The following is a 26971-nucleotide window of genomic DNA, read 5'->3' on the forward strand; positions in this document are numbered from 1 at the left end:
CTGACGCGCCCGCGCAATTCGGAAATTCAGATCACCGCTTCCTCGAGGAAAGGCTCGTTGCGTGGGATCCGTTCATAGCCGAAAGGCGACAGGTCGAGCGTCTGGAAGGCGCCGTGAACGATCAGTTCGGATACAGCGCGGCCGACAGCCGGCGATTGCTGCAATCCATGCCCGGAGAACCCGTTGGCGAACATGAAGTTCGTCACCTCAGGGTGGAAGCCGACGATGCCGTTGTGGTCCAGCATGTTGTATTCATAGTGGCCGGTCCAGCTTGTCTGGACCTTCAAGGCATCGAACGCAGGAATGCGATGCCAAAGCGCAGGCCAGATCCGCTCTTCGAATTCCTCATGATGCATCTCGAAATCGTCGTAGTCCGCCGGGCCATCGTCGAGCGGCGTGTTGCCGGTCAGGAAAAGCTCCCCCTCCGGCCGCACGAACGTGCCTGAGAGGTCGATTACGTTCGGCATCCGGCCGGGGATCGGCGTGGCGCTCGAAAAGACGAAACTGTATCGCTTGTAAGGCGCGACCGGGATCGACAGCCCTGCCATGGCGGCCACCTGCTGGGCACGCGGACCGGCCGCATCGACAAGGGTTCCGCACGAGATGGTCTGGCCGGTCGCCAGCCTTGCCGCGACGACCTTTCCGTCCGCGACGTCCAGTCCGGTTATCGCGTTGTCCACGTACTCCACGCCTGAGCCGCGCGCGGCGCGGCGAAAGCCGTTGAGCAGGCCCATCGAATCGAACCAGCCTTCGTCGCGCGATCCCCAGGCGCCGCCGCCGAGATCCTCGACGTTGAGCCAGGGAAAGCGGTCCTTCAACGGGCCCTGCTCGAGGAACAGAGTGTGGGCGCCGAGGCTACGCTGCAGGTCGACGCGCGCACGGGCCGCTTCGACTCCCTCGGGTGAGCAGCAATAGAGATAGCCATGTTCGCGGAAGCCGAGATCGGGCGCCGGCTCGCCCTTGAAGAAGGGCGCCATCCGCTCGGCAAAGCCCCGGATGATCTCGATGCCGAACTGGCTGATCTTGACGTTGATTGGGTTCGAATATTGCTGGCGGATCGCGCTGGTGGACAGCGCTGTGGAGGAGAACTCGTAGCTGCTGTCGCGCTCGACCACCAGGATCGATGCGCTTGTGCCGAGGGCCTGGCTGAGCCAGTAGGCGATCGACGACCCGACCGCCGCGCCACCGACGATGACGATGTCGTAGCCGGTGCGGGCAGGGGTTTTGTAGGGCGGAATGGCCATGGCGCGCTTTTCGTCAGTGATTGAAGGAAGCGATCAGGGCGTCGGAGCCGCGCGCCAGAAGGCCAAGATCCGAACCGACCGCGACCATGGTGAAGCCATCCGCAATATAGCGGTCGGCATCGGCCTTCACGGGCGCCAGGATGCCGCTTGCCTTGCCGGCCCTGGCGGCCGCCTGCCGCACCGACGAAATCGCCTGCTGCACGTGCTCGGCGCCGGGATTTCCCATGGCGCCCATATTGGTCGACAGGTCGCCGGGGCCGACGAAGAGGACGTCGACGCCGTCCACCGCAGCAATATCTACCGCGTTGGCAACGCCGGTTTCGCATTCGATCTGCACGGCCAGCAACTGCTGCTTGCGCGCATTGGCATGATAGCCTGCGACGCGGCCGAAGGCATTGGCGCGATGGCCGACGGAGAAGCCGCGGAAGCCGAGAGGCGCGTAGCTCATCGCGGCGACAATCGCGCGGGCCTGGTCCGCCGAGCGCACATTCGGGATCATCAGGCTGCGGGCGCCGATATCCATTGCCTGCTTGATCAGGTTTGGGTCGTCCGACGGCAGGCGCACGACGCCTTCGCAGGCAAAGCCGCCAAGCACCTGGAGCTGCGCCATCACGCTGCGCAAATCGTTCGGGCTGTGCTCGCCATCGATCAGCAGCCAGCCCGCGCCGGAGCCCGCGACCACCTCCGTAGTCAGGGCGGACGCCAGCGAACACCACAGGCCGATATGCGGCTGTCCGTCAGCCACGGCCGCCTTCAAAGGATTTGGGCGCTCCTGCATTTTCGCCAGACTCCGGTAAAACATGGATTGAAATTTGTATGATGTCATATATCATACCTGCATCGGGCCGCAACAGATCTTGCAGGCCGTGTCACAAAAAGAAAGGTGGTGCATGAGGATCGGCTTTATCGGGCTGGGCGTGATGGGCGCTCCGATGGCGCGCTGAGCGGCCACGAATTGTCAAACGAAAGGGTATGAATACAATGCGCGGAACCGGCAAGGCGGATATCTTCGTGATGCTGGCCCATCCTGTGGGCCATGCGAAAAGTCCCGGAATGTTCAACGAAATCTTCGAACAGAAGGGCCTCGACAGCCTGATGGTGCCGTTGAGCTGCCGTCCCGAGGATTTCGAGACATTCTGGGCAGGCATTTCCGCTGCCGAGAACATCCGCGGGGTGATCATTTCGGTGCCCTACAAGACGGCGGTCTATCATAAATGCGCCGCCGCGCATGATCGGGCAGCGCGCGTGCAGAGCGCCAATTCGGTGCGCCGCCAGGCCGACGGAACCTGGTATGCCGACAATTTCGACGGCGTCGGTTTCATCGACGGATTGAAGGCCGGCGGCCATCAGATTGCCGGCCGGCGCGTCCTGCAGGTGGGGGCAGGGGGCGCGGGCGCCTCGCTGGCCTATTGCCTCGCCGAAGCTGGTGCCGAGGAGATCCGCCTGGCGGACATCGATGCCGACCGAGCCGGGAAACTGGCGGGGCTGGTTGCCAAGGCGTTTCCGAACTGTCGCATCGAGGTCGGTGACGCCGATCCCTCGGGCATGGATATGGCGATCAACGCGACGCCGGTCGGTATGCACGCCGGCGATCCATTGCCGCTGGATGTCAGCCGGCTGACCCCGGACATGACGGTTGTGGACATCATCATGGAACCGGCCGAGACGGCCTTGCTGCGCGCGGGACGCGAAAGAGGCTGCCGTGTCCAGCCGGGGCGCCCGATGATGGATTTCCAGGTCCGCGGCATGTCGGAATTCTTCGACATCGAGCGCAAGGACCGCGGCAATGGCTGAGGCGCAAACGGCCGTCGTGATCGGCGGCACCTCCGGCATCGGCCACGCGATTGCCTTGCGCTTTGCCGAGGAGGGCTTGTGTGTCGCCGTGTCGGGGCGCGATGCGGCGCGCGGCCATGCCGTCGCCGCCGCGTGCGAAGCCGCAGGGTCTCCCGCCGCCCGCTTCTTCGAGACGGATGTCGGGGATGCCGCGTCGGTCGAAGCGCTGGCACGGTCCGTCGAGGTGGCGTTCGGCGTGCCGCACGTCGTCGTCAACTGCGCCGGCATGCTGCAGAGCGGCAAGCGGGTCCTCGACCAGGGCCTGGACGAGGACGAGAAGATGTGGCGCGTGAACTATCGCGGCACGTTGCTCGGCTGCCAGGTGTTCGGCAGACTGATGGCGGCCGCGGGAAGGGGCGCCATCCTGAATGTCGGCTCGCTTGCTTCATTCGCGCCGCTTTCGCTTCCGGCGTATACGCCCGGCAAGCACGCGGTGCTGGCGCTGACGCAAATCCTTGCCGCCGAACTCGGCCCGCAAGGGGTGCGGGTGAACGCGGTCGCGCCCGGCTACACGCTCTCGGACGGGCTGAAGGCCAAGATCGCCAGCGGCGAGCGCAACCCCGACGCGATCAGGGCGACCACGGCGCTGCGCCGCTTCGTCGATCCGCGCGACGTGGCGGAGGCCGCCCTGTTCCTGTGCTCGGAGCGCGCCGCGTCGATCACCGGGGTGACCTTGCCGGTCGATGCCGGCTGGCTCGTCCAGGCGCCTTATGCGCAGTACCTGCAGGGCAACCCGATCCGTCCCACTCCCGGTGCATGACGAGAAAGCCAATGAACGCTATCCAGCGGTTTGCATTCGACACGCGCATCCATCATGGCGTCATCCATAATGGCACGCTCTACTTGACCGGGCAGGTCGCCACGCCCGGCCAGTCCGCGGCAAACCAGATGCGTGAAGTGCTCGGCAAGATCGACGCGCTGCTCGCCAAGGCCGGCACCGACAAGAGAAGCATCCTGCACGTGCAGATGTGGCTGGACGACATCCGCGATTTCGACGAGGTCAACGCGGTCTGGGACGCCTGGATGCCGAAGGAGCATGCGCCGGCTCGCTCGTCTGGCGAAGGCCGGATGGCGAAGCCTGGCATGCTGGTCGAGTTGATCGTGACGGCGGCGGTTTGAAAGGCCTTGCCGGTTGGGGCATCATCCCGGCATTCGGACCTTTCATTTGGCATCCGGGCATGGTGGAAGGAGACCGATGACCAAGCGCAAGCCACTTTCCACCGTCGTGGCCGAAAGCCTGTCGGAGAAGATACGCTCGGGCAGGCTGCAACCCGGCGCGCAGTTGCCGACCGAGGCTGAGCTTGGCGCCGAATATGATGTCAGTCGCACGGTTGTGCGCGAGGCGGTTGCGCGGCTGCGCTCCGAAGGCATGGTGATTCCCCAGCAGGGCCGTGGCATGTTCGTCAGCGAGGCGCCGGCGCCGCGCAATTTTTCGATACCGCAGGACGCGCTCAAGACCTTGCCGGAAACCGTGTCTTTGCTGGAATTGCGGCTGAGCGTGGAAGTGGAGGCCGCCGGCCTTTGCGCCGAGCGGCGGACGGAGGCAGAGGCCGGCACCATTCGCAGGCTGATGGAGCAGGTTGACGCCCGTAATGAGGATCCCGGCGCGGTGCCGGTCCACTACGATTACGATTTTCACCTGGCCATCGCCAAATCCGCGCGCAACGAGTTCATCCATGGCTTCCTGGAGTATCTGCGCCCCGTCATCGTGCCGCGCTTCCAGCTTGGTCACGTGGTGGTGCCCGAACTCAAGGATGCCTACTACGCGCGTATCCACAGCGAGCACCGGAAGATCGTCGAAGCCATCGAGAAGCAGGATGGCCGCGCCGCGCGGGACGCCATGCGCAAGCATCTTCAAAACAGTCTCGAGCGTGTCCGTGCTCTTGCGCTGGCCTCCGGCGTCGAAACGACGGATGCGGCCCAGAAGGCCGCCGCGGCCTCTCTTTTCTCCGATCTGAAAGGGACGGCTGCCCCGACGCGTTGATCATGCGGAAGCGGTCTTGCCAACATGTGCCGGCAAGCCGTTTCTCGACCAAAGGCAAAGCCAGGTTTTTCGCTCAAGACGGTTGGTCGTGGGCGATTCCGCGAAGGAAAAAGTCGGACAGTACCTGCGAGATGCCTGACTTTTGCGGGCATGCAGCATTTGCGGACCGCAGTGCAGCAATGTCGTGGCATTGGTCGATGAGAAAGCTTATCTTTCCTTTTTCCTGGTTTTCTTGGTTTCACTGTGCCGGCCAAAGCCACACACTGATCTCCAGACAACGGGGAAGCCTACGTGACGACAGCCTTCATCACAGGAGCGACGAGCGGCATCGGGCGAGCGATGGCGGTGGCGCTCAGCGAGGCCGGCTACGATGTCTATGCCGTCGGCCGCAGCAAGAGCGCGCTGGAGGAATTGCGGGCCACGCGACCCGGAATCACGCCCATCGCCGTCGACGTCACCGACCGGGAGGCGCTCGAGGCTGTGGTGAGCGATCTGCACATAGACGTGTTGATCAACAATGTGGGTGTGATGCCGCCGCTCGGCAATTTCGCCGACATGAAAATATCGGACATCGACGCGACGCTGGAGGTCAACCTCAGTTCGGCGATCATCCTCACCCGGCTGGTCGTGCCGCAGATGCGCGATCGCGGGGCAGGGCACATCGTCTTCACCGGCTCTTCGGCCGGCCATGCCGCGTTTCCAAATGTAGCCGTCTATTCCGCGACCAAGGCGGCGATCGCGGGTTTTGCCGCAGCACTGCGGGCCGACCTCTCCAGCCATGGCATCCGCGTGACGGAGATCGTGCCGGGTCGGGTCGAGACGCAGCTCTACAAGGACATCCTCGACGCCAAGGCCCGCGCCGCCATGTATGCCGGCAATGTCGCTGTCCAGCCCGAGGACGTGGCCCGGATGGTCGTGGCCCTGCTTGGTTTGCCCGCCTGGGCCGACGTTACCCGTTTCGACATCATGCCAACCCGCCCGACCACGCCGAGCGGCAGCAAGTAGGGACATAGGACATGAAGGGTCTTTCGATACTCATCGTGGGTGGCGGTTCCGGCCTCGGCGCGCTGCTGGCCCGCATGGCGGTCGACGAAGGTGCCGCCAAGATTGGCATCATCGACATCAACCTTGAGGCGGCTGAAGCAGCACTTGAACCGGCAAGCGCGAAAGGCCTGCCGACGGCCTTTGCCAAATGTGACATCCAGGTCGGGCCGCAGTGCCACGCCGCCTTCGATGCAATCGCTTCGAAGCTGGGGCGCATCGACACGGTGATCAACTCCGCCGCGATCTATCCCCGCCGCCCGCTGCTCGAAATCAGCGACGCCGAATGGGACGCCTCCAACGGCATCAACATCAAGGGCACCTACCACATGATGGTCGCGGCCGTCCGGCATATGCAGTCGCAGGAACCCAAGGCCGAGATTCGCGGGCGCATCGTCAACCTGACGTCGGTGGACGCCTTCAAAGCGCATCCGCAGAACGCCCACTATGCGGCGACCAAGGCGGCGGTGGTCAGCCTCACCCGCTCCTTCGCGCATCACGTCGCCAAGGACGGTATTCTCGTCAATTCCGTGGCTCCCGCCGGCATGGCGACCGAGCGCGCGGCCGCTCTCGGCTTCCTGGAGGAACTGGCCAAGGCGAGCCCGCTGGGCCGCGGCGCGCAGCCGACGGAAATCGCCGAATGGGTGCTGATGGCCGGTGGCCCCAAGAACACCTACATGACTGGTGAAAACATAATCGTTTCAGGCGGTTACATCTACGCTTGAGGTCAGTGCGCTGGCCGCAGTGACCGTGACGTGCCGTGCACAATGGAGTTCGAAAACCGGAAGGAGCTGAACGAACGATGACTGGCAAGCCGCGCCTTCCGCCGCTGAATGCCCTGCGGGTTTTTCACGCGGTCGCGCGGCACAAGAGCTTTCGGCAGGCCGCCGACGAATTGCTGGTGACGCCTCAGGCTGTCGGGCAGCAGATAAAGCTGCTGGAAGACACGCTGCAGGTGACCCTGTTCGAGCGCAAGGGGCGCTCGATCGAGTTGACCGAGTCGGCGATCCTTTTGTCGCACTACGTCAAGGCCGGCTTCGACGAGTTTGCCGAAGGGGTGCGCCGGGTCACCAAATCCACCTACCGGGATCGCATCAATCTCAATGCGAGCCCGTATTTCGCCACCCACTACCTGCTGCCGCGCCTGTCGCTGTTCCGCGAGATATTGCCGGGCGCCGATCTTCGGCTGACGACGATGGTCGATCTGCCCGACTTCGGACGCGACGATGTCGATATGACAGTGCAGTGGGGGTATGGCGGCTGGTCCGACTACGACACGACGCTGCTTGTGCCGGACCCGAAGATCATCTGCTGCACGCCGGCGATCGGCGGGCAGATCGGATCGGCGAAGGACCTGACCCGCTTCACGCTGCTGGACACGGTGAAGTCGAAGCGTCTGTGGCCTGACATCCTGCGGCACCTCGGCGTCGAGCTGGCGGACGGCGACCGCAGCATCGGCTTCGACGACGCCGCGACGATGCGGCGCGCGACGCTGCAGGGCATCGGCATCGGGCTCGTGTCGGTCATGGATGCCGAAGAAGATTTGCGATCGGGCGCGCTTGTCGCGCCGCTTGGGCGCGACGTGCTCGTCGACATGAAGGAGGAGGAAATACCGGGCTTCTACCTGGTCGTGCCCAGAGGGCACCTACGCGTGAAAGCTGTCGCTGCCCTGCACCGATGGCTGACGCAACAAGATTGGGGCAGCGATCTGAAGATCTCTGCCCTACCGAAGCCGACCCCCCTTCTCGAGTGAAGGCGGCTTTCAACCCGGGCCAGACAGCCCCAACAACATAAAAATCCAACAACCTCAACAGCGGAGAATGACTATGCAGTTTCTCAAATGGGGGGCGGCTGCCGCCCTTGCGCTCAGCCTTGTCCAGATTTCAGCGCCGGCTCAGGCGGCGGGCGGCAAGACGCTCGAAACCGTCAAGGCGCGGGGCGTGCTCAATTGCACCGGCCATGACGGCTCGTATCTCGGTTTTGCCGAAGTCGACGACAAGGGCAATTGGAAGGGCATGGACGTCGACCTTTGCCGGGCCGTGGCCACCGCCGTCTTCGGTGATCCGGCGAAGCTGAAGATCGTGCCGATCAGCTGGGCACAGCGTTGGCCGTCGCTTCAGTCGGGCGACGTCGACATCGTCATCAAGGCTTCCGGCGGCACGCTGAGCCGCGACACGGAACTGGGGCTGCAGTTCTCGATGTCGTACTACCTCGGCACGACCAAGGTGATGGCGCACAAGGAGCTCAACCTGAAGTCGCTCAAGGACGCAGAGGGCGGCACGATCTGCATCCCGGCGGGCACGACCATCGAACAGCAGGTCGCCGCCTACAGCCAGAAGATCGGAATCAAGCTCGAGCCGGTCGTCATCGAAAAGACGGAAGAGCTCGAACAGGCCTACTTCTCCGGCCGGTGCGACCTCTATGCGCAATGGGGTCCGGTCCTGGCCATCGCACGCGTGGCCAAGGGCAAGGTCGAAGATCATGTGATCCTGCCTGACGTGATCGCGGTCGAGCCGGAGGTCATGATCCTGCGGCAGGGTGACGACAATTGGGTCGACGTCGCCAACTGGACGCTCAGCGCCCTGCTGTTCGCGGAACAGGAAGGCATCACCTCCAAGAACGTCGACGAGATCAAGGCCAAGCCGACGTCGCCGGCGGTCGCCAAGTTCCTCGGCGCCGCACCGGGCATGGGCAAGGGTCTCGGGTTGCCCGACGATTGGGCCTACAACGTCATCAAGAAGGTCGGGAACTATGCGGAGATCTTCGATCGCGATCTCGGCAAGGACTCGCCCTACAAGATGGATCGTGACCTGACCAATCTGTGGACCAATGGCGGCGTTCTGTTCCCGCTGGTGGTCGACTGACGCATAGCCGGCTCCGCCAACGCGGAGCCGGCCCTCCCTCCCAGGAAAGGTCGGTCGATGTTTAAGCTGCTGAGAAATCAGAAGGTTCGCAACGCATTGCTGCAGGCGCTCTATGTCGGCGCGCTTGGAGCGCTGGTTATCGCCGGCACCCTGATCGCGCGACAGAATCTCGCTGCCCAGGGCATTACCTCGGGTTTCGACTTCCTGTTCAAGTCGACCGGCTGGGATTTGGGCTTCTCGCTTCTGCCGGCATCGGCCAATGATCCCTATTGGTGGTATTTCCTGATCGGCATCCTCAACACGCTGTTTCTTGGCAGCTTCGGTCTCGCGCTGGCGACGCTGGTCGGAATGATCGTAGGGCTTGCGCAGACGTCCGCGAATGATCTGGCGAAGCTGCTCGGCCGCACCTACGTGGACGTCTTTCGAAACATCCCTCTGATCCTGCAGGTGTTTTTCTGGTATGCGCTGATTACGCACCTGCCGACGCCGCGCAACGCGCATGAGGGCTGGGGCATGCTGCTCACGAGCCGTGGGCTCTACATGCCGTCGCCGAACGTCGGCGGGCTGGCACTGCTGGCGGCTTCGTTGGCCGTGGTCGCGGCCATCGTCCTGCCGATCTGGCTGGGCCGGACATCCCTGCTCAGCCGTCCGTTGGGTCAACGAACCTCGGTGCAGCTTGCCGCCGTTGCAGCCGCGCTCGTATGCGCGGTTCTGTTTCTGTTTGTTGGTCGCTTGCCCGACACGCCGTTGCTTGATCTGCCCTCGCTGCAAGGCCTGAACCTGCGAGGCGGCCTGCGCATCCCGCCGGAGTTTTCCGCACTCGTCGTGGCCATCGCGATCTATGGCGGTTCCTATATCGGTGAGATCGTGCGCGGTGGCTTCAAGGCCGTCGGCAAAGGCCAGGTGGAGGCCGCCAGTTCGCTGGGGCTCACGCCCTGGCAGGTTTTCACGCTTGTCCGGCTGCCGCTTGCGCTGCGCGCCATGCTGCCGATCCTGGCCAACCAGTATGTCTGGCTGATGAAGGCCACCACGATGGGCATAGCAGTCGGCTTCACCGACTTCTTCATGATCACGGCGCTGACGATCAACCATTCCGGCCAGACCCTCGAAGCGATCGGCATTTTGATGGCCGGCTTCCTGATCATCAATCTGAGCCTGGCGGCTCTGTTCAACCGCATCAACAAAGCGATCGCCCTCAAGGGCAATCAACTGAGGGGATGAGAGATGGAAATGGTCGTTGTCGCTCCGCCTGCCTCAGGAAAACTTGAGGATCTGAAGAGACGCTTCTTCGCGACGCCTCTTCAGGCCGTGGTTTCACTGCTTTCTCTCTCGGTGATTGTCTTTCTGGTGGAAGCTCTTGAACTGGGCTGTCTTCTCCGCGGTGTTCGATGCCAGCGGAGGGGCGGACGCCTGCCATGCGGCGTCCGGAGCCTGCTGGTCGGTCATCGCCGCCCGGTGGCGCATCATCTTTTTCGGTCTGTACCCCTATGAGGAACAATGGCGCTCCGCGCTGGCCTGCGTCACGGTCGTGGCCATGACAGTGCTGAGCTGCATTCCCGCCTTCTGGACGGGACGTCGCATCGCGCTCGTCTGGGGGGTCGGAGCGGCCGTCTTCTATGTGCTGATGAAAGGCGGTCTGCTCGGCCTGAGCTTCGTCGGCGAGGAAATGTGGGGCGGGCTTGCGCTGACGCTCTTCATCTTCGTAACGACCTGCCTGATCGGCTTTCCGCTGGCAATCTGTCTTGCCCTGCTGCGCCGCTCCGAACTGCCCTGGATATCGCGCACGACGGGCCTCATCATCGATGGCGTCCGCTCGCTTCCGCTGATCTCGATCCTGTTCACCTTCGCGATCGTCCTGCCTTTCGCGCTGCCGCAGTGGCTGCAGGGCGACAAGCTGTATCGGGTGATCCTCGGCTCGGCGCTGTTCTTCTCCGCCTATCAGGCCGAGATCGTGAGGGGCGGCATGCAGGGGGTTCCGCGAGGACAGGAGGAGGCCGCGATGGCGCTCGGCCTCAGCTATTGGCACCGCATCAGCCGCATCCTCCTGCCGCAGGCGATGCGCAACGCGCTGCCGGCCACGATCAACCAGTTCGTGATCTCGTTCAAGGAGACGTCCCTGGTGGTCATCGTTGGTTTCTTCGAGATCCTGGCGTCAGGCAACGCCGCCTACGGAACCGGCGAATGGCGGTTCGCCTATGTCGAGGTCTACGCCTTCATCGCCCTCATCTATTTCGTCTTCGTCTTCAGCCTGTCCCGATACGGCGCCTTCCTCGAACGGCGCATGTCGGTCGGCGAGCGATAAGGAGTTTCGTGATGACCGTTCCAACCACGCAGGAAATAGCCGTCCGCGTCGAAGGCATGAGCAAGTATTACGGTACCTTTCATGCGCTGCGTGACATCAACCTGACCGTCGCGCGCGGCGAGAAGATCGTCGTGTGCGGCCCCTCCGGCTCTGGCAAATCGACGATGATCCGCTGCATCAACCGGCTGGAGGAACACAATGCCGGCAGCATCATGGTGCTTGGCACGGAACTGAACGATGATGTCGGAAACATCGACGAGATCCGGCGCGAAGTCGGCATGGTGTTCCAGCACTTCAACCTGTTTCCGCATATGACGGTGCTGGAGAATTGCGTGCTCGCGCCGATGCCGGTGCGCAAGATGCCCCGCGCTGAGGCGGAAGCGACGGCGCGGCGCTATCTGGAAAAGGTCCGCATCCCCGAACAGGCCTTGAAATATCCCGGCCAGCTTTCAGGCGGCCAGCAGCAGCGGGTCGCCATCGCGCGTTCGCTGTGCATGCAGCCGCAGATCATGCTTTTCGACGAGCCGACATCCGCACTGGATCCGGAAATGATTTCGGAAGTGCTGGATGTGATGGTCACGCTCGCCTCCGAGGGCATGACGATGATCTGCGTCACCCATGAGATGGGCTTTGCGCGGCGGGTTGCCGACCGGGTGATCTTCATGGATGCGGGTGAGATTGTCGAAGAGGCGCCGCCGGAGATCTTCTTCACATCGGCCAAAAGCGAACGAACGCAACTGTTCCTCGCCCAGGTTCTGGGGCATTGATCGGGGTTCCATGCCGTACGGATGCGATGCGGCGCATCTGAGCCTCTCGAACTCACACAGATTATCCCATGACCGATCCCGTCTCTGCCTTGTCGAATGTTCTTGGTGCGAAAGGCTGGCTTTCGGGCGGTGACGTCGAGCCCTATCGATGGGACTGGCTGCGCCGCTACGGAGCGAATCCGCTGGGCGTCGCCCGTCCGGCAAACACGCAGGAGGTGGCGCGGGTCGTCGAAATCTGCCATGAGGCGGGCGTGGCGGTGGTGCCCCAGGGCGGCAACACCGGCCTGTGCGGTGGTGCCGTCGCGCACGAAGCCGGCGCCGTGATCCTGTCGCTCTCCCGCATGGCGGCGATGGAAAAGCCGGATCTCGCGAGCGGTTCGATCGTTGTCGAAGCCGGCGTGGTCCTAGCCACACTGCACGAGGCCCTGGAGCCGCATGGTCTGATCTTTCCGATGCATCTCGGTGCCGAGGGCAGCGCCCGGATCGGCGGGTTGATCGGCACCAATGCCGGCGGCAGCCACGCCTTGCGCTACGGCATGATGCAGGACCTCGTCCTCGGCCTCGAAGTCGTTCTCGCCGACGGCACGGTGTGGAACGGGCTGCGCTCCGTGCAGAAGGACAATGCCGGCTACCAGTTGCGCAAGCTGTTCTGCGGCTCGGAAGGCACGCTGGGCATTGTGACGCGCGCGGTGCTGAAGCTTTTTCCGGCGCCCAAGCAGCGGACGACGGCGCTGCTCACCTTCGCCGATTGCGGCGCGGCGGTCTCTTTCGGCACGTATCTGAGGGGCGAAGCGGGCGAATTCCTTTCCGGCCTTGAGTTCTTTTCCGATTTCGGCCTCAAGCTGGTGCTGAAACATATGGCGGACCTTTCCTTTCCGCTGGAAACCCGGGGCGGGGTTCACCTTCTGGCTGAACTCGCGTCGAGCTCGGCCCGGGTTCCGCTGGATGACATCCTGACGGCGGCACTGGAGTGGGGCATGGAGCAGGAGCTTGTGATCGACGGTGCGCTTGCAATGTCGGATGCCCAGAGGGCGCACTTCTGGCATCTGCGCGAGGAGCAACCCGAAGGCCAGCGGCTGGAGGGACAGCAGCTCAAGCACGACATTTCGGTGCCGCCAGGCAAGATCGCCGAATTTGTAGAGGCTGGGGAAGCGGCGTGCAGCAAGATCCTGCCGGGCGTGCGCATCAATCCTTTCGGCCATCTCGGCGATGGCAACATCCACTACAATCTGAGCCCTCCCGAAGGGCAAAGCGACTTTGCCGACAAGGCGTTGGAGCTCGGCCAGGCGCTGGCCGCGCTGGCCACTGATATGGGCGGCAGCTTTGCCGCCGAGCATGGCCTCGGCCGCTCGAAGATCGTGCTGGCCGACACCAACAGAAGTCCGGTGGAGCGAAACTTGATGGCGGTCCTTAAAGATGCCCTGGATCCGTCGGGCGTGATGAATCCGGGCGTTCTGATCTCTTCCGTCAGGCAAAGAAAAACTTTCCAATAGATGAGATTTCTTGATTTCGCCGCGTCTCGTCAACGTGCAGGTTCAAAACGAAAAGTGGCCCAAGCTCGGCAGGCGACAAAGTATTCACGCCCATCCGCCGGGCATTGAGAAAGTTGATCCATGATGCGCAATGGCGGCCAGCTTCTTGTCGAGTGCCTGATGGCACTGGGCGCGACCAAGAGCTTCGGCGTGCCCGGAGAAAGCTACCTGGCTGTTCTTGACGCCTTGCACGATACCGAAGGCAGACTGGATTACGTGCTCTGCCGCAACGAAGGCGGTGCAGCGTTCATGGCTTCCGCCTATGGCAAGCTGACCGGCTCTCCGGGTATCTGCTTCGTGACGCGCGGCCCCGGCGCCACCAATGCCGGCATCGGCGTCCATACCGCCATGCAGGACAGTTCGCCGATGCTGCTGTTCGTCGGCCAGGTGGGCACCGACATGAAGGGCCGCGAGGCATTCCAGGAGGTTGACTATCGCGCGGTGTTCGGCACGCTGGCGAAATGGGCGGTCGAGATCGACGAGGTTTCGCGTCTTCCCGAGATCGTGGCGCGGGCATGGACCACGGCGCTGACGGGACGGCCTGGCCCGGTCGTCGTGGCGCTGCCGGAGGACATGCTGACCACGATGACGAACGCCGCTCCGCTCAGTGGTCCGGCTGCAATGTTCGAACCCGCTGCTGCAGTGGAGGCGGTTGCCGCAACCCAAGAAATGCTTGCCGCGGCGCGCCGGCCGGTGATCCTGATCGGTGGCACCAACTGGACGGCCGAAGGACGCACTGCGCTGCAGACCTTCGCCGAGGCTTCCGACATTCCGGTGGTGGCAGCCTTCCGGTTCCAGGATCAGTTCGACAATGGCTCGCCGGTTTTCGTCGGCGAGGCCGGTGTGGGCATGGTGCCGCACGTTAAGGCGCTGATCCGCGAAGCCGACGTGATCTTGGCCATCAATGTGCGCTTCGGAGAAATGACGACCGATGGCTACACCTTGCTGTCGGTGCCCGAGCCAAGCCAGAAACTGATCCATGTCCACGGGTCGGACCGCGAGATCGGCAAGGTCTACATTCCTTCCGTCGGCATCCATGCCGGCCCCAATGCTTTCGCCAAAGCGCTGACCCCGGTCGAGGGCGGGTGGGCCGAATGGCGTGCCAAGGCCAGGGCAAGCTACGAAGGTGCGTTCAAGGCACCCGCCCAGCCTGGTCCGGTCGACATGGTCGAAGTCAGCGCATGGCTGCGCAAAAACCTGCCCGACGACGTGATCCTGACCAACGGCGCCGGCAATTTCACGGTCTGGCCGAACAAGTTCTTCAAGTTCGGGCCGAAGGCGCGGCTGCTCGCGCCGCAGTCCGGCGCGATGGGCTACGGCCTGCCGGCGGCGATTGCCGCCAAGGTGGCGTTTCCCGACCGCACCGTCGTCTGCTTCGCCGGCGACGGCGATTTCCAGATGAATTGCCAGGAGCTCGGGACTGCCATGCAGGCCGGCGCGCAGCCCATCGTGCTGATCCTGAACAATGGCATTTACGGCACGATCCGCGCGCATCAGGAGCGGCACTATCCGGCGCGCGTTTCGGGAACGAATATCGAGAACCCGGATTTCGTCGGCCTTGCCAGATCCTACCGCTTCCATGCCGAACGCGTCGAACCCACCGCGGATTTCGCTGACGCATTCGAGAGGGCGCTGGCATCGCCGACTGGTGCGGTTCTGGAACTCGTGATTTCCCCCGAGGCGCTGACCCCGCGCCAGACCCTCTCCCAGATGCGCGAGGCGGCACTTGCTTCGCAGAAGGCCAAGGCATGACCACCAGGACAGACGACATCCGTCTCGGCGCAGACATCGGCGGGACGTTCACGGACATCGCGCTCGACGTGCGCGGAACGATCTTTTCGACCAAGGTGCTCACCACCTATTCGGCGCCCGAGCAGGCGATCCTCGATGGCATCGCCATCGTGGTGCGCGATGCAAAGATTTCGACAGCCGACATCGGCATCGTCATTCACGGCACGACATTGGCGACGAACGCGCTCATCGAGCGACGCGGCGCCAAAACGGCGTTGGTGACGACCGAGGGTTTTCGCGATGTGATCGAGATGCGGACCGAGAACCGCTTCGAGCAGTATGACCTCAACCTGAAACTGCCGATGCCGCTGATCCCGCGCGAGCATCGCTTTACCGTCAAGGGCCGCATCGGCGCCGAAGGCCAGGAATTGCAGCCGCTGGACGAGGCCGCCCTGGAAGAGATCGCCGACCAGATCGCCGCGGGCGGTTTTGGCGCGGTCGCGATCGGTTTCATCCATTCCTACATGAATCCAGCGCACGAGCAGCGGGCTCGCGAAATCCTGGCGCGAAAACTGGATATGCCGATTTCCGTCAGCGCCGAAGTCTCGCCGCAGATGCGGGAGTTCGAGCGTTTCAACACGGTCTGCGCCAACGCCTATGTCCGCCCGCAGATGGCCAGCTATCTCGCCCGGCTGCAGACGCGGCTGAAGGACATGGGCGCGGACTGCCCGGTCTTCATGATCCATTCGGGAGGCGGGCTGATCTCGGTCGAAACGGCGTCCGAATTTCCGGTGCGGCTGGTCGAATCCGGTCCGGCTGGCGGCGCCATCTTCGCCGCCGATATCGCCCTGCGTTTCGATCTGGATACCGTCGTCTCCTACGACATGGGCGGAACGACCGCGAAGATTTGCCTGATCGAGGATTATGCGCCGCAGACGGCCAGGACCTTCGAGGTCGCGCGCACCTACCGGTTCTGCAAGGGCTCCGGCATGCCGATCTCGATCCCGGTGATCGAGATGATCGAGATCGGGGCGGGCGGCGGCTCGATTGCCTGGGTCGATGCGATGGGACGCATCCAGACCGGCCCTGAGAGCGCCGGTTCCGAGCCGGGGCCGGCATGCTACGGGCGTGGCGGCAAACGGCCGGCGATCACCGATGCCGATCTGGTGCTGGGCAAGCTCGACCCCGACAATTTCGCGGGCGGCGCCATCAAGCTCGATGCTGCGGCCTCGCAAGGCGCGATCACGAGCGATGTCGGCGCACGCCTGTCGCTCAACCCGCTGTCGGCGGCGTTCGGCATCAGCGAGGTGGTGGACGAGAACATGGCCAACGCCGCCCGTGTTCACGCGGTCGAGAACGGCAAGAACATCTCGGACAATGTCATGATCGCCTTCGGTGGCGCAGCACCGCTGCACGCGGCGCGGCTCTGCGAAAAGCTCGGCCTCGACCAATGCCTGGTGCCGCAGGGTGCCGGCGTCGGCTCGGCGATCGGCTTCCTCAAAGCGCCCTTCGGCTATGAGGCGCTGGCGTCCAAACTGATCCGGCTTTCGCAGTTCAAGGCGGATGAGGCGAATGCGCTGCTCGACGATCTGAAAGCTTCGGCCGAGAGCTTCGTGCGTGCCGGCACCAGCGGCAAGATCGTGCGCGAGATCACCGCCTTCATGCGCTATGCGGGCCAAGGCTGGGAAATCCCCGTTGCTCTGCCCGACAAGCCTTTCGCCGGAGACGCCGCCGTCACCCTGGCGGATGCCTTCCGCAAGAATTACGAGCGCTTTTTCGGCCGCGCCATCGATGGGCTCGACGGGCTCGAGATCGAGGTCGTCACCTGGTCCGTGAAGGCAAGCGACGAGCGGCCCGCCTCCGCAAAGCACAAGATCACGACCGGCACGCGCAACGTGCCGGTCTCGGTGACACGGGAGGTCTTCGATCCGGGTACCGGGACGATGCAGACTACGGCGATTGTCGAACGCACCAGCCTTTCGGCAGGCGACCGCGTGAAGGGACCGGCCGTGATCGTGGAGCGCGAGACATCGACGGTCGTCACCACACCATTCGACGCCGTCATGCAGAGCGACGGTGCCATTCTGATGATCCGCAAGGAGAGCGCGGCATGAGCGACATTGGCGAAATCCGCATGCAGGTCATGTGGAACCGGCTGATCTCCGTCGTCGAGGAACAGGCGCTGACCCTGCTGCGCACGGCCTTCTCAACTTCCGTGCGCGAGTCGGGCGATCTGTCCGCCGGCGTGTTTAACCCGCGCGGCGAAATGCTGGCGCAAGCGGTGACCGGCACGCCCGGGCATGTGAACACCATGGCCGAGGCCGTGCTGCAGTTCATGAACGAGATTCCGCGCGAGGAGATGTACGAGGGCGACACCTACGTCACCAACGATCCCTGGCAAGGCACCGGCCATCTCCACGACATCACGATGGTCTCGCCCTCGTTCCTGAATGGCGAACTCGTCGCCTTCTTCGCCTGCACCGCGCATGTCGTTGATGTCGGCGGGCGGGGCTTTGGCGCCGACGGCAAGTCGGTCTACGAGGAAGGCATCCAGATCCCAATCATGAAGTTCGCCGAGAAGGGCGTGGTCAACCGCGATCTGGTGAAGATCCTGCGCTGCAACGTCCGCGAGCCGAACCAGGTTGTCGGCGATTTCTATTCGCTTGCAGCGTGCAACGAGGTCGGCCATCGGCGGCTTGTCGGCATGATGACCGAGATCGGCCTGGCATCGCTCGATGGTCTCGGCGCGTTCATCTTCTCGCGCACGCATAACGCCATGCTGGAACGGATCAAGGCTCTGCCGAAGGGGACATGGTCCAACGAACTGGTCACCGACGGCTACGACGACCCGGTCAAGCTGGCGGCGGCCGTTTCGGTGCATGACGACCATCTCAATGTCGACTTCTCCGGCAGCGCGCCGATGAGCCGCTGGGGCATCAACGTGCCTATCATCTACACCAAGGCCTATGCTTGCTATGCGCTGAAATGCGTGGTGGCGCCCGACATTCCCAACAATGCCGCCTCGCTGGCCTTCTTCACCGTGTCGTCGCCTGTCAACATCCTGAACGCGGCCCGGCCGGCGCCGGTATCGCTGAGGCATGTCATCGGTCACATGGTTCCTGACCTCGTGCTCGGCGCGATGGCCCAGGCGCTGCCCGGCAAGATCCTGGCGGAAGGTGCCGCCGCGCTGTGGAATATCCATATCTCGGCCCGGCCGGTTGCCGGCGGTGCCGGCCGTCGCGCCGAGGTGCTGATGTTCAATTCAGGGGGCATGGGCGCCCGTCCCGAACTGGACGGATTGTCGGCAACAGCCTTCCCCTCCGGCGTTCACACCATGCCGATCGAAGCGACGGAGCACACCGGTCCGATCGTCATCTGGCGCAAGGAACTCCGGCCTGGTTCGGGCGGTGATGGCGAATTTCGCGGCGGTCTTGGCCAGGTTCTGGAAATCAGCGCCCTTGACGGACATGAGTTCGAGTTCTCGGCCATGTTCGACCGCGTCAAGCATCCGGCAAAGGGCCGCAATGGCGGCAAGGACGGCCAGGCTGGCGTGGTCAAGCTGGATGACGGCAAGCTGATGCGACCGAAGGGATGGCAGCATGTGCCGGCGGGACGTCGGTTGATCCTGGAGTTGCCGGGCGGCGGCGGCTATGGCGATCCGGCCAAGCGCAGCGCCGAGGCGAGGGCGCAGGATCAATCCAGGGGATATGTTACGGAGGACGGCAAATGAGCTACATCTCCTCGCGCCTTTCCGTGGTCAAGCCGTCGGCGTCGATGGCGGCCTCCCAGGCCGCCAAGGCGCTGCGGGCCAAAGGCGTCGACGTCATCGACCTTGGCCTTGGCGAACCGGATTTTCCGACGCCTGCCCACATCACCGAAGCGGCCTATGCGGCCGCCAAGGCGGGCCAGACCCTCTACACCGCAGCCGCAGGCACGCCGGAAGTGCGCGAGGCCGTGGCCGCGAAATTCAGGCGCGAGAACGGGCTGGACTACGCCGCTGATGACATCGTCATGGCCAACGGCGCCAAGCAGATCATCTTCAACGCCTTGATGGCGACGCTGGAAGGCGGCGACGAGGTGATCCTGCCGGCGCCCTATTTCGTGTCCTATCCCGAGATGGTCAAGCTCTTGGGCGGCACGCCGGTCGTCGTCGAATGCCCGGAAGCGACCGGATTCAAGCTCACGCCCGAACTGCTCGAGCGGGCGATCACGCCGAGGAGCAAATGGCTGTTCCTGAACATGCCGGGCAACCCGTCGGGCGCGGTCTACTCCGAGGCCGAACTGAAGGCGCTTGGCGCAATCCTCGCCAGGCACAGCCAGGTGCTGGTGCTGTCCGACGAGATCTATGAGCACATCATCTTCGACGGTCGTGAATTCGTGTCGTTCGGCAAGGCCTGTCCGGAGCTGAAGGACCGAAGCCTGATCGTCAACGGCGTCGCCAAGGCCTATGCGATGACCGGTTGGCGTGTCGGCTACGCCGCCGGGCCGGCGCCGCTGGTCAAGGCGATGTCGACCATCCAGAGCCAGTCGGTCACCTCGGTATGCTCGATCGCCCAGGCGGCGACGGTCGCCGCGCTGAACGGCCCGCAGGACGAGGTGGCCCGGTTCCGTCAAGCCTTCGAAGCGCGCAGGAACCTGGTGGTCGATGGCATCAGGCGCATCAACGGCTTGACGCTGCCGCCACCAGAGGGTGCTTTCTATGCCTATATCGGCTGCGCCAGCCTGATCGGCCGCAAGACGCCCAAGGGCGTCGTGCTTGAAGACGACACCGCGGTTGCGAGCTATCTCCTGAATGAGGGCCGCGTCGCTTCGGTGCCGGGCGCCGCCTACGGACTTTCACCCTATTTCCGCATCTCCACCGCCACCAGCGAGGAGGTGCTTGCCGAAGCGATCGCGCGGATCAATGCCGCCGTCGCACAAGTGGAGTAGACCATGCCCCAATACGAACGCATCCTGATCACCGGCGCGGCCGGCCGTCTTGGCTCGGAGCTGCGTAAGGGGCTGGTGCCGCTGGCAAAGACGATCCGCCTGGCGGGCCGCGAACCATTCGGCGATCTTGCTCCGCACGAGGAAGAAGCGGTGTTCGACCTTGCCGACATGGAGGCGACGATCGCGGCCACCAAGGACTGCGACGCGATCGTGCATTTCGGCGGCGCGCCGCTCGAATGCGCCTGGCAGACGATCCTGGATTCCAGCATCCGCGGTTCCTACCATATCTATGAAGGGGCGCGGAAACACGGCGTCAAGCGCGTCATCTACGCCTCCTCGGTGCACGCTATCGGCTATCACGAGGTCGAGGCGCATATCGGCGTCGATGCGCCGGTGCGGCCCGACAGCCTGTATGGCGTGTCGAAGAATTTTGTCGAAAGCCTGAGCCGGCTCTATTGGGACAAGTTCGGCATCGAGACGGTGTGCCTGCGCATCTTCTCGTCATTCCCCGAGCCGGCCGACCGCCGCATGCTGTGGTCGTACCTTTCCTTTGCCGATTGCGTGCGCCTCGTCGAAGCGTCGCTGACCGCGCCGCGCGTCGGCCACACGATCTCGTTCGGCATCTCCGACAACAGGTTGAAGATGGTCGACAACAGCGGCGCGAACCATCTCGGATTCTATCCGCAGGACAGCGCGGAGCCGTTCCGCGCCGCGGTCGAGGCGAGGACGCCGGTTCTGGATCCGAAGGCGCCGTCGGTGAAATATCTGGGCGGCTGGTTCTGCGAACTCGGCCATCCGGACGACGAGCCGAAATCGTGAAGCAGAGCTACGATGTCGTCATTATCGGCGGGGCCGTGATCGGCTCCGCCGTTGCCTATTTCCTGGCTGCCAATCCGGACTTCTCAGGGACCGTCCTGGTGGTCGAGATGGATCCGACCTATGCGAAGGCGTCGACGTCGCTGTCGTCGTCGTCGATCCGCAACCAGTTCTCCAATCCCATCAACGTCCGCATCAGCCAGTTCGGCACGGAATTCATCCGCAACTTCGCCGACACCATGCAGGTGGGATCCGACAGGCCTGATCTCGCCTTTCACGAGGGCGGCTACCTGTTCCTCGCCAACACCGAGGAGCAGGTGCAGACATTGCGCGAGAACCATGCCGTGCAGCAAGCCTGCGGCGCGGATGTGGTGCTGTGGCAGCGCGATGAAGTGGCCGCCGCCTTTCCGCATCTAAACGTCGACGACATCCTGCTTGCCTCCTATGGCCGATCCGGCGAAGGCTGGTTCAACAACACCGGCCTGATGTACGGCTTCAAGAACAAGGCGCGGTCGCTGGGCGTCGAGTACGTGACCGACGAAGTGGTGGCCATTGGCCGCGAGGGCGGTAATATTACAGATGTCACCCTGAAATCCGGGGCGGTGGTATCGACCGGCGTGTTGGTCAATGCTTCCGGTCCCCGGGCGGCGCTCACCGCCCGCATGGCGCGGCTCGATGTTCCCGTGGAACCGCGCAAGCGCACGTTGTTCGTGTTCGACTGCGCCCAGTCTCCCGAGGGGTCGGCCACCGTAAACCAGGGCCGCCTGCCGCTGATGATCGACCCGTCCGGCGTGTTCTGCCGGCCGGAAGGCCGCTTCTTCCTGACCGGTTGTCCGCCGGTGGAAGATCCGTGTTCCGACTGGGATGATTTCGAGCCGCGCTACGACGAGTTCGAGGAGATCATCTGGCCGGCGCTGGCCGCGCGCTCGCCTGCATTCGAGGCGATCAAGGCCGTGAACCAGTGGGCCGGGCACTATGATTTCAACACGCTCGACCACAATCTGATTGTCGGTCCCCATCCGGAGGTCAAGAACTTCATCTTCGCCAACGGCTTCTCCGGACACGGCCTGCAGCAGGGGCCGGCGGCCGGCCGCGGCGTGGCGGAACTCATCGTCCATGGCGGCTTTCGTACGCTCGACCTGTCGGAGGTCGGCTACGAGCGCATCGTGGAGAACCGGCCGTTCCTCGAAAAGGCTGTTATCTGAACCTGGTGTCGGTCTTGCTGGGCTCTGACTTGCTGCACGAATCTCCGGGGCCACGCAGAAGACTATCTTGCCGGTCCGCCTTCGCCAAAGGTGTCTTTCATCGCGCGCAGGATGATGACGGCCGAGGCGGCACCCGGGTCCATGTGACCGAGGGACCGCTCGCCGAGCCTGGCCGCCCTGCCGCGGGCAGCGACCATCGACCGCGTCGAATTCGCGCCGGCTTCGGCGGCCTCCAGTATGCTGTTCCACATTTCCGGGCCTCCGGCAGAACGGGCGCGTGCGTTGACGGCCGCTTCCGTGGCCGGGATCCAGGCGTCCAGCATCGTCTTGTCGCCGCGCTGTCCCTTGCCGCGCTCCTTGATGCCGGTGGTCATGGCCTCGACGATCATCGCCTGATCGGCGGCTGAGAGGCATTCATCCTGTTTGAGCGCTTGTGCCGCGCGCCGGAAGGCGGTGGCATAAAGCGGCCCCGTGGAGGCGCCGACGGCGTCGAGAAAGGCCGAGGCGGCGGCCGTGAAGACCTCCGACGGCAGCGTGTCATCGAGGTTGAGCTTGGCCAGTTCCGCATTCACCGCCATGAAGCCGAGCGACATGGTGATGCCATGGTCGGCGTCGCCGATGGCGCCGTCGAGGTCCGAGAGGTGGTCCTTTCCGGCCTCGATCGCAATCGATATGCGATAGAACATCCTGCTCAGGCGTCGCGCCGCATTGTCCGACATGGTGTTCCTCCAGCTCAAGCAGGATGCCGCCCGTCTTCACGGGGGCGCCTATTCCCTATCTTCAACCAATCCGCAGGACGGCCGTGTCGCAAGGGTGGTGCAACAATTCTGTAAGCTCGGCGTCGAGATGCATGACCGTTATCGACGCACCGACCATGTCGAGCGAGGTGCAGTAATGTCCCACCCAGTTCGCCTCTATCGTGATGTCCTTGGCGCTCAGCCGCTGCTCGACGCGCCTGAACAGAATGTACAGTTCCATCATCGGCGTTGCGCCAAATGAATTGACCAGCACCGCGACACGGTCTCCCGCCGCCGGCTTCATTTCCGAAAAGATGCGGTCCATGATCCGGTCGGTGATCGCGTCGGCGCTCATCATCTTTTCACGGATGACACCAGGTTCGCCGTGGATGCCCATGCCGATCTCGATGTCTTCGGGGCCGATCTCGAAATTGTGGCGGCGCGTCTGCGGCATCGAGCAAGGCTCCAGCGCGACCCCCATGGTGAAGGTTCGCGCGTTGGCCTTGCGGGTCACGGCCTCGCAGGCGTCGAGCGACAAACCGCGGTCGCAGGCGGCCCCGGCAATCTTGAACATGAAGAAGTTGCCGGCGACGCCGCGTCGGCCCTCCCGGTCCTCGAGCGGAGACGAGGCGATGTCGTCCGTTGTCACCACCGTGCGGACCTCGATGTTGTGTTCCGCAGCGATCTCGGCTGCCATCTCGAAATTCATCACGTCGCCGGCATAGTTGCCGTAGACGAAGAGCACGCCTTGCCCGCCTGATGCGGCGTTGGCGCACTGGAAGATCGTGCCGGGAGGCGGTGACGAAAAGATGTTGCCGACGGCAACGGCGTCGGCAAGCCCCTTGCCGACATAACCGAGAAAGCAGGGCTCGTGCCCGGTGCCGCCGCCGACCACAAGCCCGACCTTGCCTGGCCTCGGTCCGGTGCGGGCGACGAGGGCGCGATGCGACCCCTTGATCGGCATGACAAAGGCGGCATTGGCCTTCACCACGCCGTCGAGCATTTCCTCGACGACATCATTTGGGTCGTTGAGGAACTTCTTGATGTGGGTGCGATAGTTACTGGGCAGCGCCACCGTGTTGTCGACCCTTGGGCGTTGCGAGAGCTTCTGGTCGAGTTCCGTCACGCCGTCGGCATTGAGGATGCCGCGGCCGGTGGCGGCGTCGGTGATCAGCACATTGACGTAGCCGCCGCGCAGCGCGGCAAGGATCGCCGGCACCTTGTCGAAACCGCCGGCGACGGCGATGCGCAAGCCGATGGCCTTCAGCATGTCGAGCGATATGCCGATCGTGCGGTCGTCCAGCGGACCGGCTACCGGATTGCCTTGCCCGTCGATGAAGCGGCCGGCGACGACGCCGACGGCATCCCTGGCGAGATATTGTTGCAGCGAAACCGATTCAAAGAAGCCGCTGGTGTGGATCGTCGAGTTCGGACGCAACGACGAGATGCCGAATAGCGCCTTGTTGGCTTTGGCCAAAGCACCGAACTGGCTGTGGATCAGCGGCTCGCGCAACAGCATGTCGCGAACCTCGGCCGTGGAAACCACCGCTGGCGCCGTGATGTTGATCAGCTTCGCCTTGACCGCGCCGGCGATAGCGGCGGCGCAGAGCTCGGGCGTATAGGCGAAGCTGGCGGCCGTTCCGCCGGTGGCCTGGACGATGGTGACGTCCTGAAGGCCGGGCACCGACGCCTGCTCCGCGATCGCCAGGATCGTGCGCCCCCAGGCAACGGCGAGCGTGTCACCGGATTTCAAAAGCTTGGCAAGGGCCTGCGCCGCGGCTCCGCCAAGGCGGTCGATCAGCGGCCGCGTATTGTCGTCGCTCGGCACGACGAGACAGTCATGCAGGCCGAAGTGACGTTTGAGCTCCTGCGCGATCGACAGCGAGCTGAGCCGTGACGGCTCGAGCGAGATGTTGACGATGCCGCGGGCGCGGGCATCGGCCAGGTAGCTGTTCACCGTCGCCCGCGAAATGCCCATGATCTCGGCGATGTCGCCTTGCGTCATGTGGTCTTCGTAGTAGAGCCAGCAGGCCCAGACATACGGGTCGTCGCCATAGCGCAGCGGAATGGGCTCGGACGCAGCTTCGGCGCCCGCTCGCACGGTGCCGTTCTTGCGCGCCGATGATGTCTTGACGGTCATGCTGCCAAGTTTCCCCGAATCCAAGTTCGATCGCCAAGATGAGCGTAAATGGCAGAACACTCAATCTTGGCCTGATGGCGTCTGGTCCGATCGGGCACCAACCCGGCTTCCGGCTGGAAATCAGCCGGAAGCCAGTGCTCGGGAGGAGCCTTGCCCGTGTTCAGCCTCCAGCGGTCGCGGATAGCTGCAGTTTCTGCTTGGCGCCATGCGCCAGGGTTTCCAGGATCAGGGCGCAGGATGTGGCGCCGGCGTCGAGGACACCGACCGAGCGCTCGCCGAGCCGGCTGGCGCGGCCGATCTTCGCCACAAGATCCCTGGTGCTGTCGCGACCTTTTTCGGCCGCGACGACCAGTGCATCCAGGGCTTCCGGGAACGGCTTGCCGCCGGCATTGGCGGCGTCGAAGGCCTCGATGGCCGGGACGAGCGTGTCGAGCAGCGTCTTGTCGCCGACCTTGGCCGAGCCGATCGACTGGATACCGTCGAGACCGTTGGTGAGCATGGCGCTGAATGTCCCGGCATCGATCGACGGGGAACCTTCGATCGTTTCGGCGAATTGCGTGAACATGACGCCATAGAGCGGACCCATCGAGCCGCCGATCTCGGTCATCAGCACTGTGCCCAGCGTGTCGAAGGCCGTGGCCAGCGACATGTCGTTGCCACGGATCCTGTCCGCCGCCATGCCGAAACCCTTGGCCATGTTGACGCCGTGGTCGCCGTCACCGATCTTGCCGTCGATTTCGCTGAGATAGGCCCGGTTCTCGATGATCCTGTCGGCCAGCGAAAGAACGATGTCGCCGGCGGAAGCGTTGTCAAACTGCTGCATGCGCCTGTTCCTAAAGCCTTGCCGGACAATCGACATCGACGTCCAGCAATCGTTTCAACTCGGTGTCGAGAGCCATGACCGTGAGCGTGGCGCCGACCATTTCCAGCGAGGTGAAATAGTTGCCGATATAGGTCTTGTGGATGGTCAAGCCGCGTCCAGTGATCTCCGTCTCGATCGTGTCGTTGAGGATGTAGAGCTCGTTGACCGGAGTCGCGCCGAGGCCGGACACAAGCACCGCCACTTCGGTTCCGGCGGCGAGACCGTGGTCGTCGAGGACGACCTTGACCATCTCGCGGGCTATCTCGGCTGCCGGCTTCAGTGGCTCGACACGCACACCCGGTTCGCCGTGATGGCCGATGCCGACTTCCATCGTGCCCGGCTCGATCAGGAAGTTCGGATGCCCGACCGCTGGCAGTGTGCACGGGCCAAGGCCGACGCCGATCGAACGGCAATTGTCGATCGCCCGTTGCGCGATCGCCTGCACCTCCTCGAGGCCGGCGCCTAGCGCGGCCTTGGCGCCGGCACACTTCCACATGAAGATCTCGCCGGCGACGCCACGGCGCTTCTCGCGCTCTTCCGGTGGCGCCGAGCAGACATCGTCATTGGCGACAACGGTCGCGATCTCGATGTCTTCCTTGGCCGCGAGCTTGATGGCCATTTTCACGTTCATGTTGTCGCCGGCGTAGTTGCCATAGAGGCAGACGACACCCTTGCCGCCATTGGCTTCGCGCGCGGCGTCGAGGAAGCTCTTTGCGGTCGGCGACGAGAAGAGCTCGCCGACCGCGACCGCGTCCAGCATGTTGCGGCCGGTGTAGCCGATGAAGGCGGGCTCGTGGCCGGAGCCGCCGCCGGTGATCACGCCGACCTTGCCGCCGACCGGCGCATGGCGGGCGGCGATGACGCGCGGGTTGCTGCCCAGCCTGACCAGGTCGGCATGCGCCTTGACGAAGCCCTTGACCGTATCCTCGACGACCTCGTCGGGGTTGTTGATGAACCGCTGCATTGTTACTCCGATCCTTCGCC

General features: G+C 63.9%; 24 protein-coding genes. 18 read left to right on the plus strand and 6 right to left on the minus strand.

Features of this window, described 5'->3' with window-relative positions; genetic code table 11:
• Positions 1 to 26 precede the first annotated feature (26 nt).
• Positions 27 to 1244, minus strand: a complete 1218-nt coding sequence (locus AC04SI_RS15365) for an NAD(P)/FAD-dependent oxidoreductase (protein WP_488474436.1) — start codon at positions 1242 to 1244, stop codon at positions 27 to 29.
• 13 nt (positions 1245 to 1257) lie between these two features.
• Positions 1258 to 2022 carry an HpcH/HpaI aldolase family protein gene (locus AC04SI_RS15370; protein ID WP_404278928.1) on the minus strand — a complete coding sequence of 255 codons (765 nt, stop codon included), beginning with the start codon at positions 2020 to 2022 and terminating at the stop codon, positions 1258 to 1260.
• 194 nt (positions 2023 to 2216) lie between these two features.
• On the opposite strand from AC04SI_RS15370, the gene AC04SI_RS15375 reads away from it, so the two are divergent.
• From AC04SI_RS15375 to AC04SI_RS15460, 18 genes are all read left to right on the plus strand, one after another.
• Positions 2217 to 3038: a shikimate dehydrogenase family protein gene (locus AC04SI_RS15375; RefSeq protein WP_404278926.1), complete on the plus strand. Its 822-nt coding sequence runs from the start codon at positions 2217 to 2219 to the stop codon at positions 3036 to 3038.
• Positions 3031 to 3837, plus strand: coding sequence for an SDR family NAD(P)-dependent oxidoreductase (locus tag AC04SI_RS15380; RefSeq protein ID WP_488474437.1), 807 nt, complete (start codon positions 3031 to 3033; stop codon positions 3835 to 3837). Before AC04SI_RS15375 ends, AC04SI_RS15380 begins: the two co-directional genes overlap by 8 nt.
• Before the next feature lie 11 nt (positions 3838 to 3848).
• The gene (locus AC04SI_RS15385; RefSeq protein WP_404278922.1) at positions 3849 to 4196 is read left to right on the plus strand and encodes a RidA family protein; all 348 of its coding nucleotides are present in this window, start codon (positions 3849 to 3851) and stop codon (positions 4194 to 4196) included.
• A gap of 106 nt (positions 4197 to 4302) precedes the next feature.
• Complete coding sequence (locus AC04SI_RS15390) at positions 4303 to 5061, plus strand: FadR/GntR family transcriptional regulator (protein ID WP_488474438.1); 759 nt, start codon at positions 4303 to 4305, stop codon at positions 5059 to 5061.
• Between the two features lie 291 nt (positions 5062 to 5352).
• Positions 5353 to 6066: an SDR family oxidoreductase gene (locus AC04SI_RS15395; protein ID WP_488474439.1), complete on the plus strand. Its 714-nt coding sequence runs from the start codon at positions 5353 to 5355 to the stop codon at positions 6064 to 6066.
• 11 nt (positions 6067 to 6077) lie between these two features.
• A complete protein-coding gene (locus AC04SI_RS15400) occupies positions 6078 to 6827 on the plus strand; it encodes an SDR family NAD(P)-dependent oxidoreductase (RefSeq protein WP_404278916.1) in 750 nt (249 codons plus the stop codon).
• Positions 6828 to 6904: 77 nt separating this feature from the next.
• A complete protein-coding gene (locus AC04SI_RS15405) occupies positions 6905 to 7855 on the plus strand; it encodes a LysR substrate-binding domain-containing protein (RefSeq protein WP_404278914.1) in 951 nt (316 codons plus the stop codon).
• Between the two features lie 73 nt (positions 7856 to 7928).
• Positions 7929 to 8966 (plus strand): amino acid ABC transporter substrate-binding protein, encoded by a 1038-nt coding sequence (locus AC04SI_RS15410; protein WP_404278912.1) that lies wholly within the window; start codon positions 7929 to 7931, stop codon positions 8964 to 8966.
• Between the two features lie 57 nt (positions 8967 to 9023).
• Complete coding sequence (locus AC04SI_RS15415) at positions 9024 to 10187, plus strand: ABC transporter permease subunit (RefSeq protein ID WP_488474440.1); 1164 nt, start codon at positions 9024 to 9026, stop codon at positions 10185 to 10187.
• 136 nt (positions 10188 to 10323) lie between these two features.
• Positions 10324 to 11268 (plus strand): amino acid ABC transporter permease, encoded by a 945-nt coding sequence (locus tag AC04SI_RS15420; RefSeq protein WP_488474441.1) that lies wholly within the window; start codon positions 10324 to 10326, stop codon positions 11266 to 11268.
• An 11-nt stretch (positions 11269 to 11279) separates the two neighbouring features.
• Entirely contained in the window at positions 11280 to 12035 is a 756-nt protein-coding gene (locus tag AC04SI_RS15425; protein WP_488474442.1) for an amino acid ABC transporter ATP-binding protein, read from the plus strand.
• A gap of 68 nt (positions 12036 to 12103) precedes the next feature.
• Entirely contained in the window at positions 12104 to 13528 is a 1425-nt protein-coding gene (locus tag AC04SI_RS15430; protein WP_404278904.1) for an FAD-binding oxidoreductase, read from the plus strand.
• Positions 13529 to 13648: 120 nt separating this feature from the next.
• Complete coding sequence (locus tag AC04SI_RS15435) at positions 13649 to 15319, plus strand: thiamine pyrophosphate-binding protein (protein ID WP_404278902.1); 1671 nt, start codon at positions 13649 to 13651, stop codon at positions 15317 to 15319.
• On the plus strand, positions 15316 to 17412 hold the full coding sequence (locus AC04SI_RS15440; protein WP_404278900.1) for a hydantoinase/oxoprolinase family protein: 2097 nt from the start codon (positions 15316 to 15318) through the stop codon (positions 17410 to 17412). The genes AC04SI_RS15435 and AC04SI_RS15440 overlap by 4 nt, the downstream gene beginning before the upstream one ends.
• Entirely contained in the window at positions 17409 to 19028 is a 1620-nt protein-coding gene (locus AC04SI_RS15445) for a hydantoinase B/oxoprolinase family protein (protein ID WP_404278898.1), read from the plus strand. Before AC04SI_RS15440 ends, AC04SI_RS15445 begins: the two co-directional genes overlap by 4 nt.
• The gene (locus AC04SI_RS15450) at positions 19025 to 20227 is read left to right on the plus strand and encodes a pyridoxal phosphate-dependent aminotransferase (protein ID WP_404278896.1); all 1203 of its coding nucleotides are present in this window, start codon (positions 19025 to 19027) and stop codon (positions 20225 to 20227) included. The genes AC04SI_RS15445 and AC04SI_RS15450 overlap by 4 nt, the downstream gene beginning before the upstream one ends.
• A 3-nt stretch (positions 20228 to 20230) precedes the next feature.
• The gene (locus AC04SI_RS15455) at positions 20231 to 21046 is read left to right on the plus strand and encodes an NAD-dependent epimerase/dehydratase family protein (protein ID WP_404278894.1); all 816 of its coding nucleotides are present in this window, start codon (positions 20231 to 20233) and stop codon (positions 21044 to 21046) included.
• Positions 21043 to 22248, plus strand: coding sequence for an NAD(P)/FAD-dependent oxidoreductase (locus AC04SI_RS15460; RefSeq protein WP_488474443.1), 1206 nt, complete (start codon positions 21043 to 21045; stop codon positions 22246 to 22248). The genes AC04SI_RS15455 and AC04SI_RS15460 overlap by 4 nt, the downstream gene beginning before the upstream one ends.
• Positions 22249 to 22310: 62 nt before the next feature.
• On the opposite strand, the gene dhaL (AC04SI_RS15465) is transcribed toward AC04SI_RS15460, so the two are convergent.
• The 4 genes from dhaL (AC04SI_RS15465) to AC04SI_RS15480 form a co-directional block, all read right to left on the minus strand.
• Positions 22311 to 22967, minus strand: coding sequence for a dihydroxyacetone kinase subunit DhaL (gene dhaL, locus AC04SI_RS15465; protein WP_488474444.1), 657 nt, complete (start codon positions 22965 to 22967; stop codon positions 22311 to 22313).
• Between the two features lie 61 nt (positions 22968 to 23028).
• Positions 23029 to 25125 carry a bifunctional sugar-binding transcriptional regulator/dihydroxyacetone kinase subunit DhaK gene (locus AC04SI_RS15470; protein ID WP_488474445.1) on the minus strand — a complete coding sequence of 699 codons (2097 nt, stop codon included), beginning with the start codon at positions 25123 to 25125 and terminating at the stop codon, positions 23029 to 23031.
• A gap of 160 nt (positions 25126 to 25285) precedes the next feature.
• The gene (gene dhaL / locus AC04SI_RS15475; protein ID WP_488474446.1) at positions 25286 to 25948 is read right to left on the minus strand and encodes a dihydroxyacetone kinase subunit DhaL; all 663 of its coding nucleotides are present in this window, start codon (positions 25946 to 25948) and stop codon (positions 25286 to 25288) included.
• A gap of 10 nt (positions 25949 to 25958) precedes the next feature.
• Positions 25959 to 26951, minus strand: a complete 993-nt coding sequence (locus tag AC04SI_RS15480; RefSeq protein WP_006206719.1) for a dihydroxyacetone kinase subunit DhaK — start codon at positions 26949 to 26951, stop codon at positions 25959 to 25961.
• Between the last annotated feature and the right edge of the window lie 20 nt (positions 26952 to 26971).

The sequence above is a fragment of the Mesorhizobium sp. CNPSo 4689 genome, from assembly GCF_057784325.1.

Excerpts from the sequence above, each read along its gene's own strand:
- AC04SI_RS15365 (WP_488474436.1), bottom strand. The coding sequence starts at position 1,244 with ATGGCCATTCCGCCCTACAAAACCCCTGCCCGCACCGGCTACGACATC.
- AC04SI_RS15370 (WP_404278928.1), bottom strand. The coding sequence starts at position 2,022 with ATGCAGGAGCGCCCAAATCCTTTGAAGGCGGCCGTGGCTGACGGACAG.
- AC04SI_RS15375 (WP_404278926.1), top strand. The coding sequence starts at position 2,217 with ATGAATACAATGCGCGGAACCGGCAAGGCGGATATCTTCGTGATGCTG.
- AC04SI_RS15380 (WP_488474437.1), top strand. The coding sequence starts at position 3,031 with ATGGCTGAGGCGCAAACGGCCGTCGTGATCGGCGGCACCTCCGGCATC.
- AC04SI_RS15385 (WP_404278922.1), top strand. The coding sequence starts at position 3,849 with ATGAACGCTATCCAGCGGTTTGCATTCGACACGCGCATCCATCATGGC.
- AC04SI_RS15400 (WP_404278916.1), top strand. The coding sequence starts at position 6,078 with ATGAAGGGTCTTTCGATACTCATCGTGGGTGGCGGTTCCGGCCTCGGC.
- AC04SI_RS15405 (WP_404278914.1), top strand. The coding sequence starts at position 6,905 with ATGACTGGCAAGCCGCGCCTTCCGCCGCTGAATGCCCTGCGGGTTTTT.
- AC04SI_RS15410 (WP_404278912.1), top strand. The coding sequence starts at position 7,929 with ATGCAGTTTCTCAAATGGGGGGCGGCTGCCGCCCTTGCGCTCAGCCTT.
- AC04SI_RS15415 (WP_488474440.1), top strand. The coding sequence starts at position 9,024 with ATGTTTAAGCTGCTGAGAAATCAGAAGGTTCGCAACGCATTGCTGCAG.
- AC04SI_RS15425 (WP_488474442.1), top strand. The coding sequence starts at position 11,280 with ATGACCGTTCCAACCACGCAGGAAATAGCCGTCCGCGTCGAAGGCATG.
- AC04SI_RS15430 (WP_404278904.1), top strand. The coding sequence starts at position 12,104 with ATGACCGATCCCGTCTCTGCCTTGTCGAATGTTCTTGGTGCGAAAGGC.
- AC04SI_RS15435 (WP_404278902.1), top strand. The coding sequence starts at position 13,649 with ATGATGCGCAATGGCGGCCAGCTTCTTGTCGAGTGCCTGATGGCACTG.
- AC04SI_RS15440 (WP_404278900.1), top strand. The coding sequence starts at position 15,316 with ATGACCACCAGGACAGACGACATCCGTCTCGGCGCAGACATCGGCGGG.
- AC04SI_RS15445 (WP_404278898.1), top strand. The coding sequence starts at position 17,409 with ATGAGCGACATTGGCGAAATCCGCATGCAGGTCATGTGGAACCGGCTG.
- AC04SI_RS15450 (WP_404278896.1), top strand. The coding sequence starts at position 19,025 with ATGAGCTACATCTCCTCGCGCCTTTCCGTGGTCAAGCCGTCGGCGTCG.
- AC04SI_RS15455 (WP_404278894.1), top strand. The coding sequence starts at position 20,231 with ATGCCCCAATACGAACGCATCCTGATCACCGGCGCGGCCGGCCGTCTT.
- dhaL (WP_488474444.1), bottom strand. The coding sequence starts at position 22,967 with ATGTCGGACAATGCGGCGCGACGCCTGAGCAGGATGTTCTATCGCATA.
- AC04SI_RS15470 (WP_488474445.1), bottom strand. The coding sequence starts at position 25,125 with ATGACCGTCAAGACATCATCGGCGCGCAAGAACGGCACCGTGCGAGCG.
- dhaL (WP_488474446.1), bottom strand. The coding sequence starts at position 25,948 with ATGCAGCAGTTTGACAACGCTTCCGCCGGCGACATCGTTCTTTCGCTG.
- AC04SI_RS15480 (WP_006206719.1), bottom strand. The coding sequence starts at position 26,951 with ATGCAGCGGTTCATCAACAACCCCGACGAGGTCGTCGAGGATACGGTC.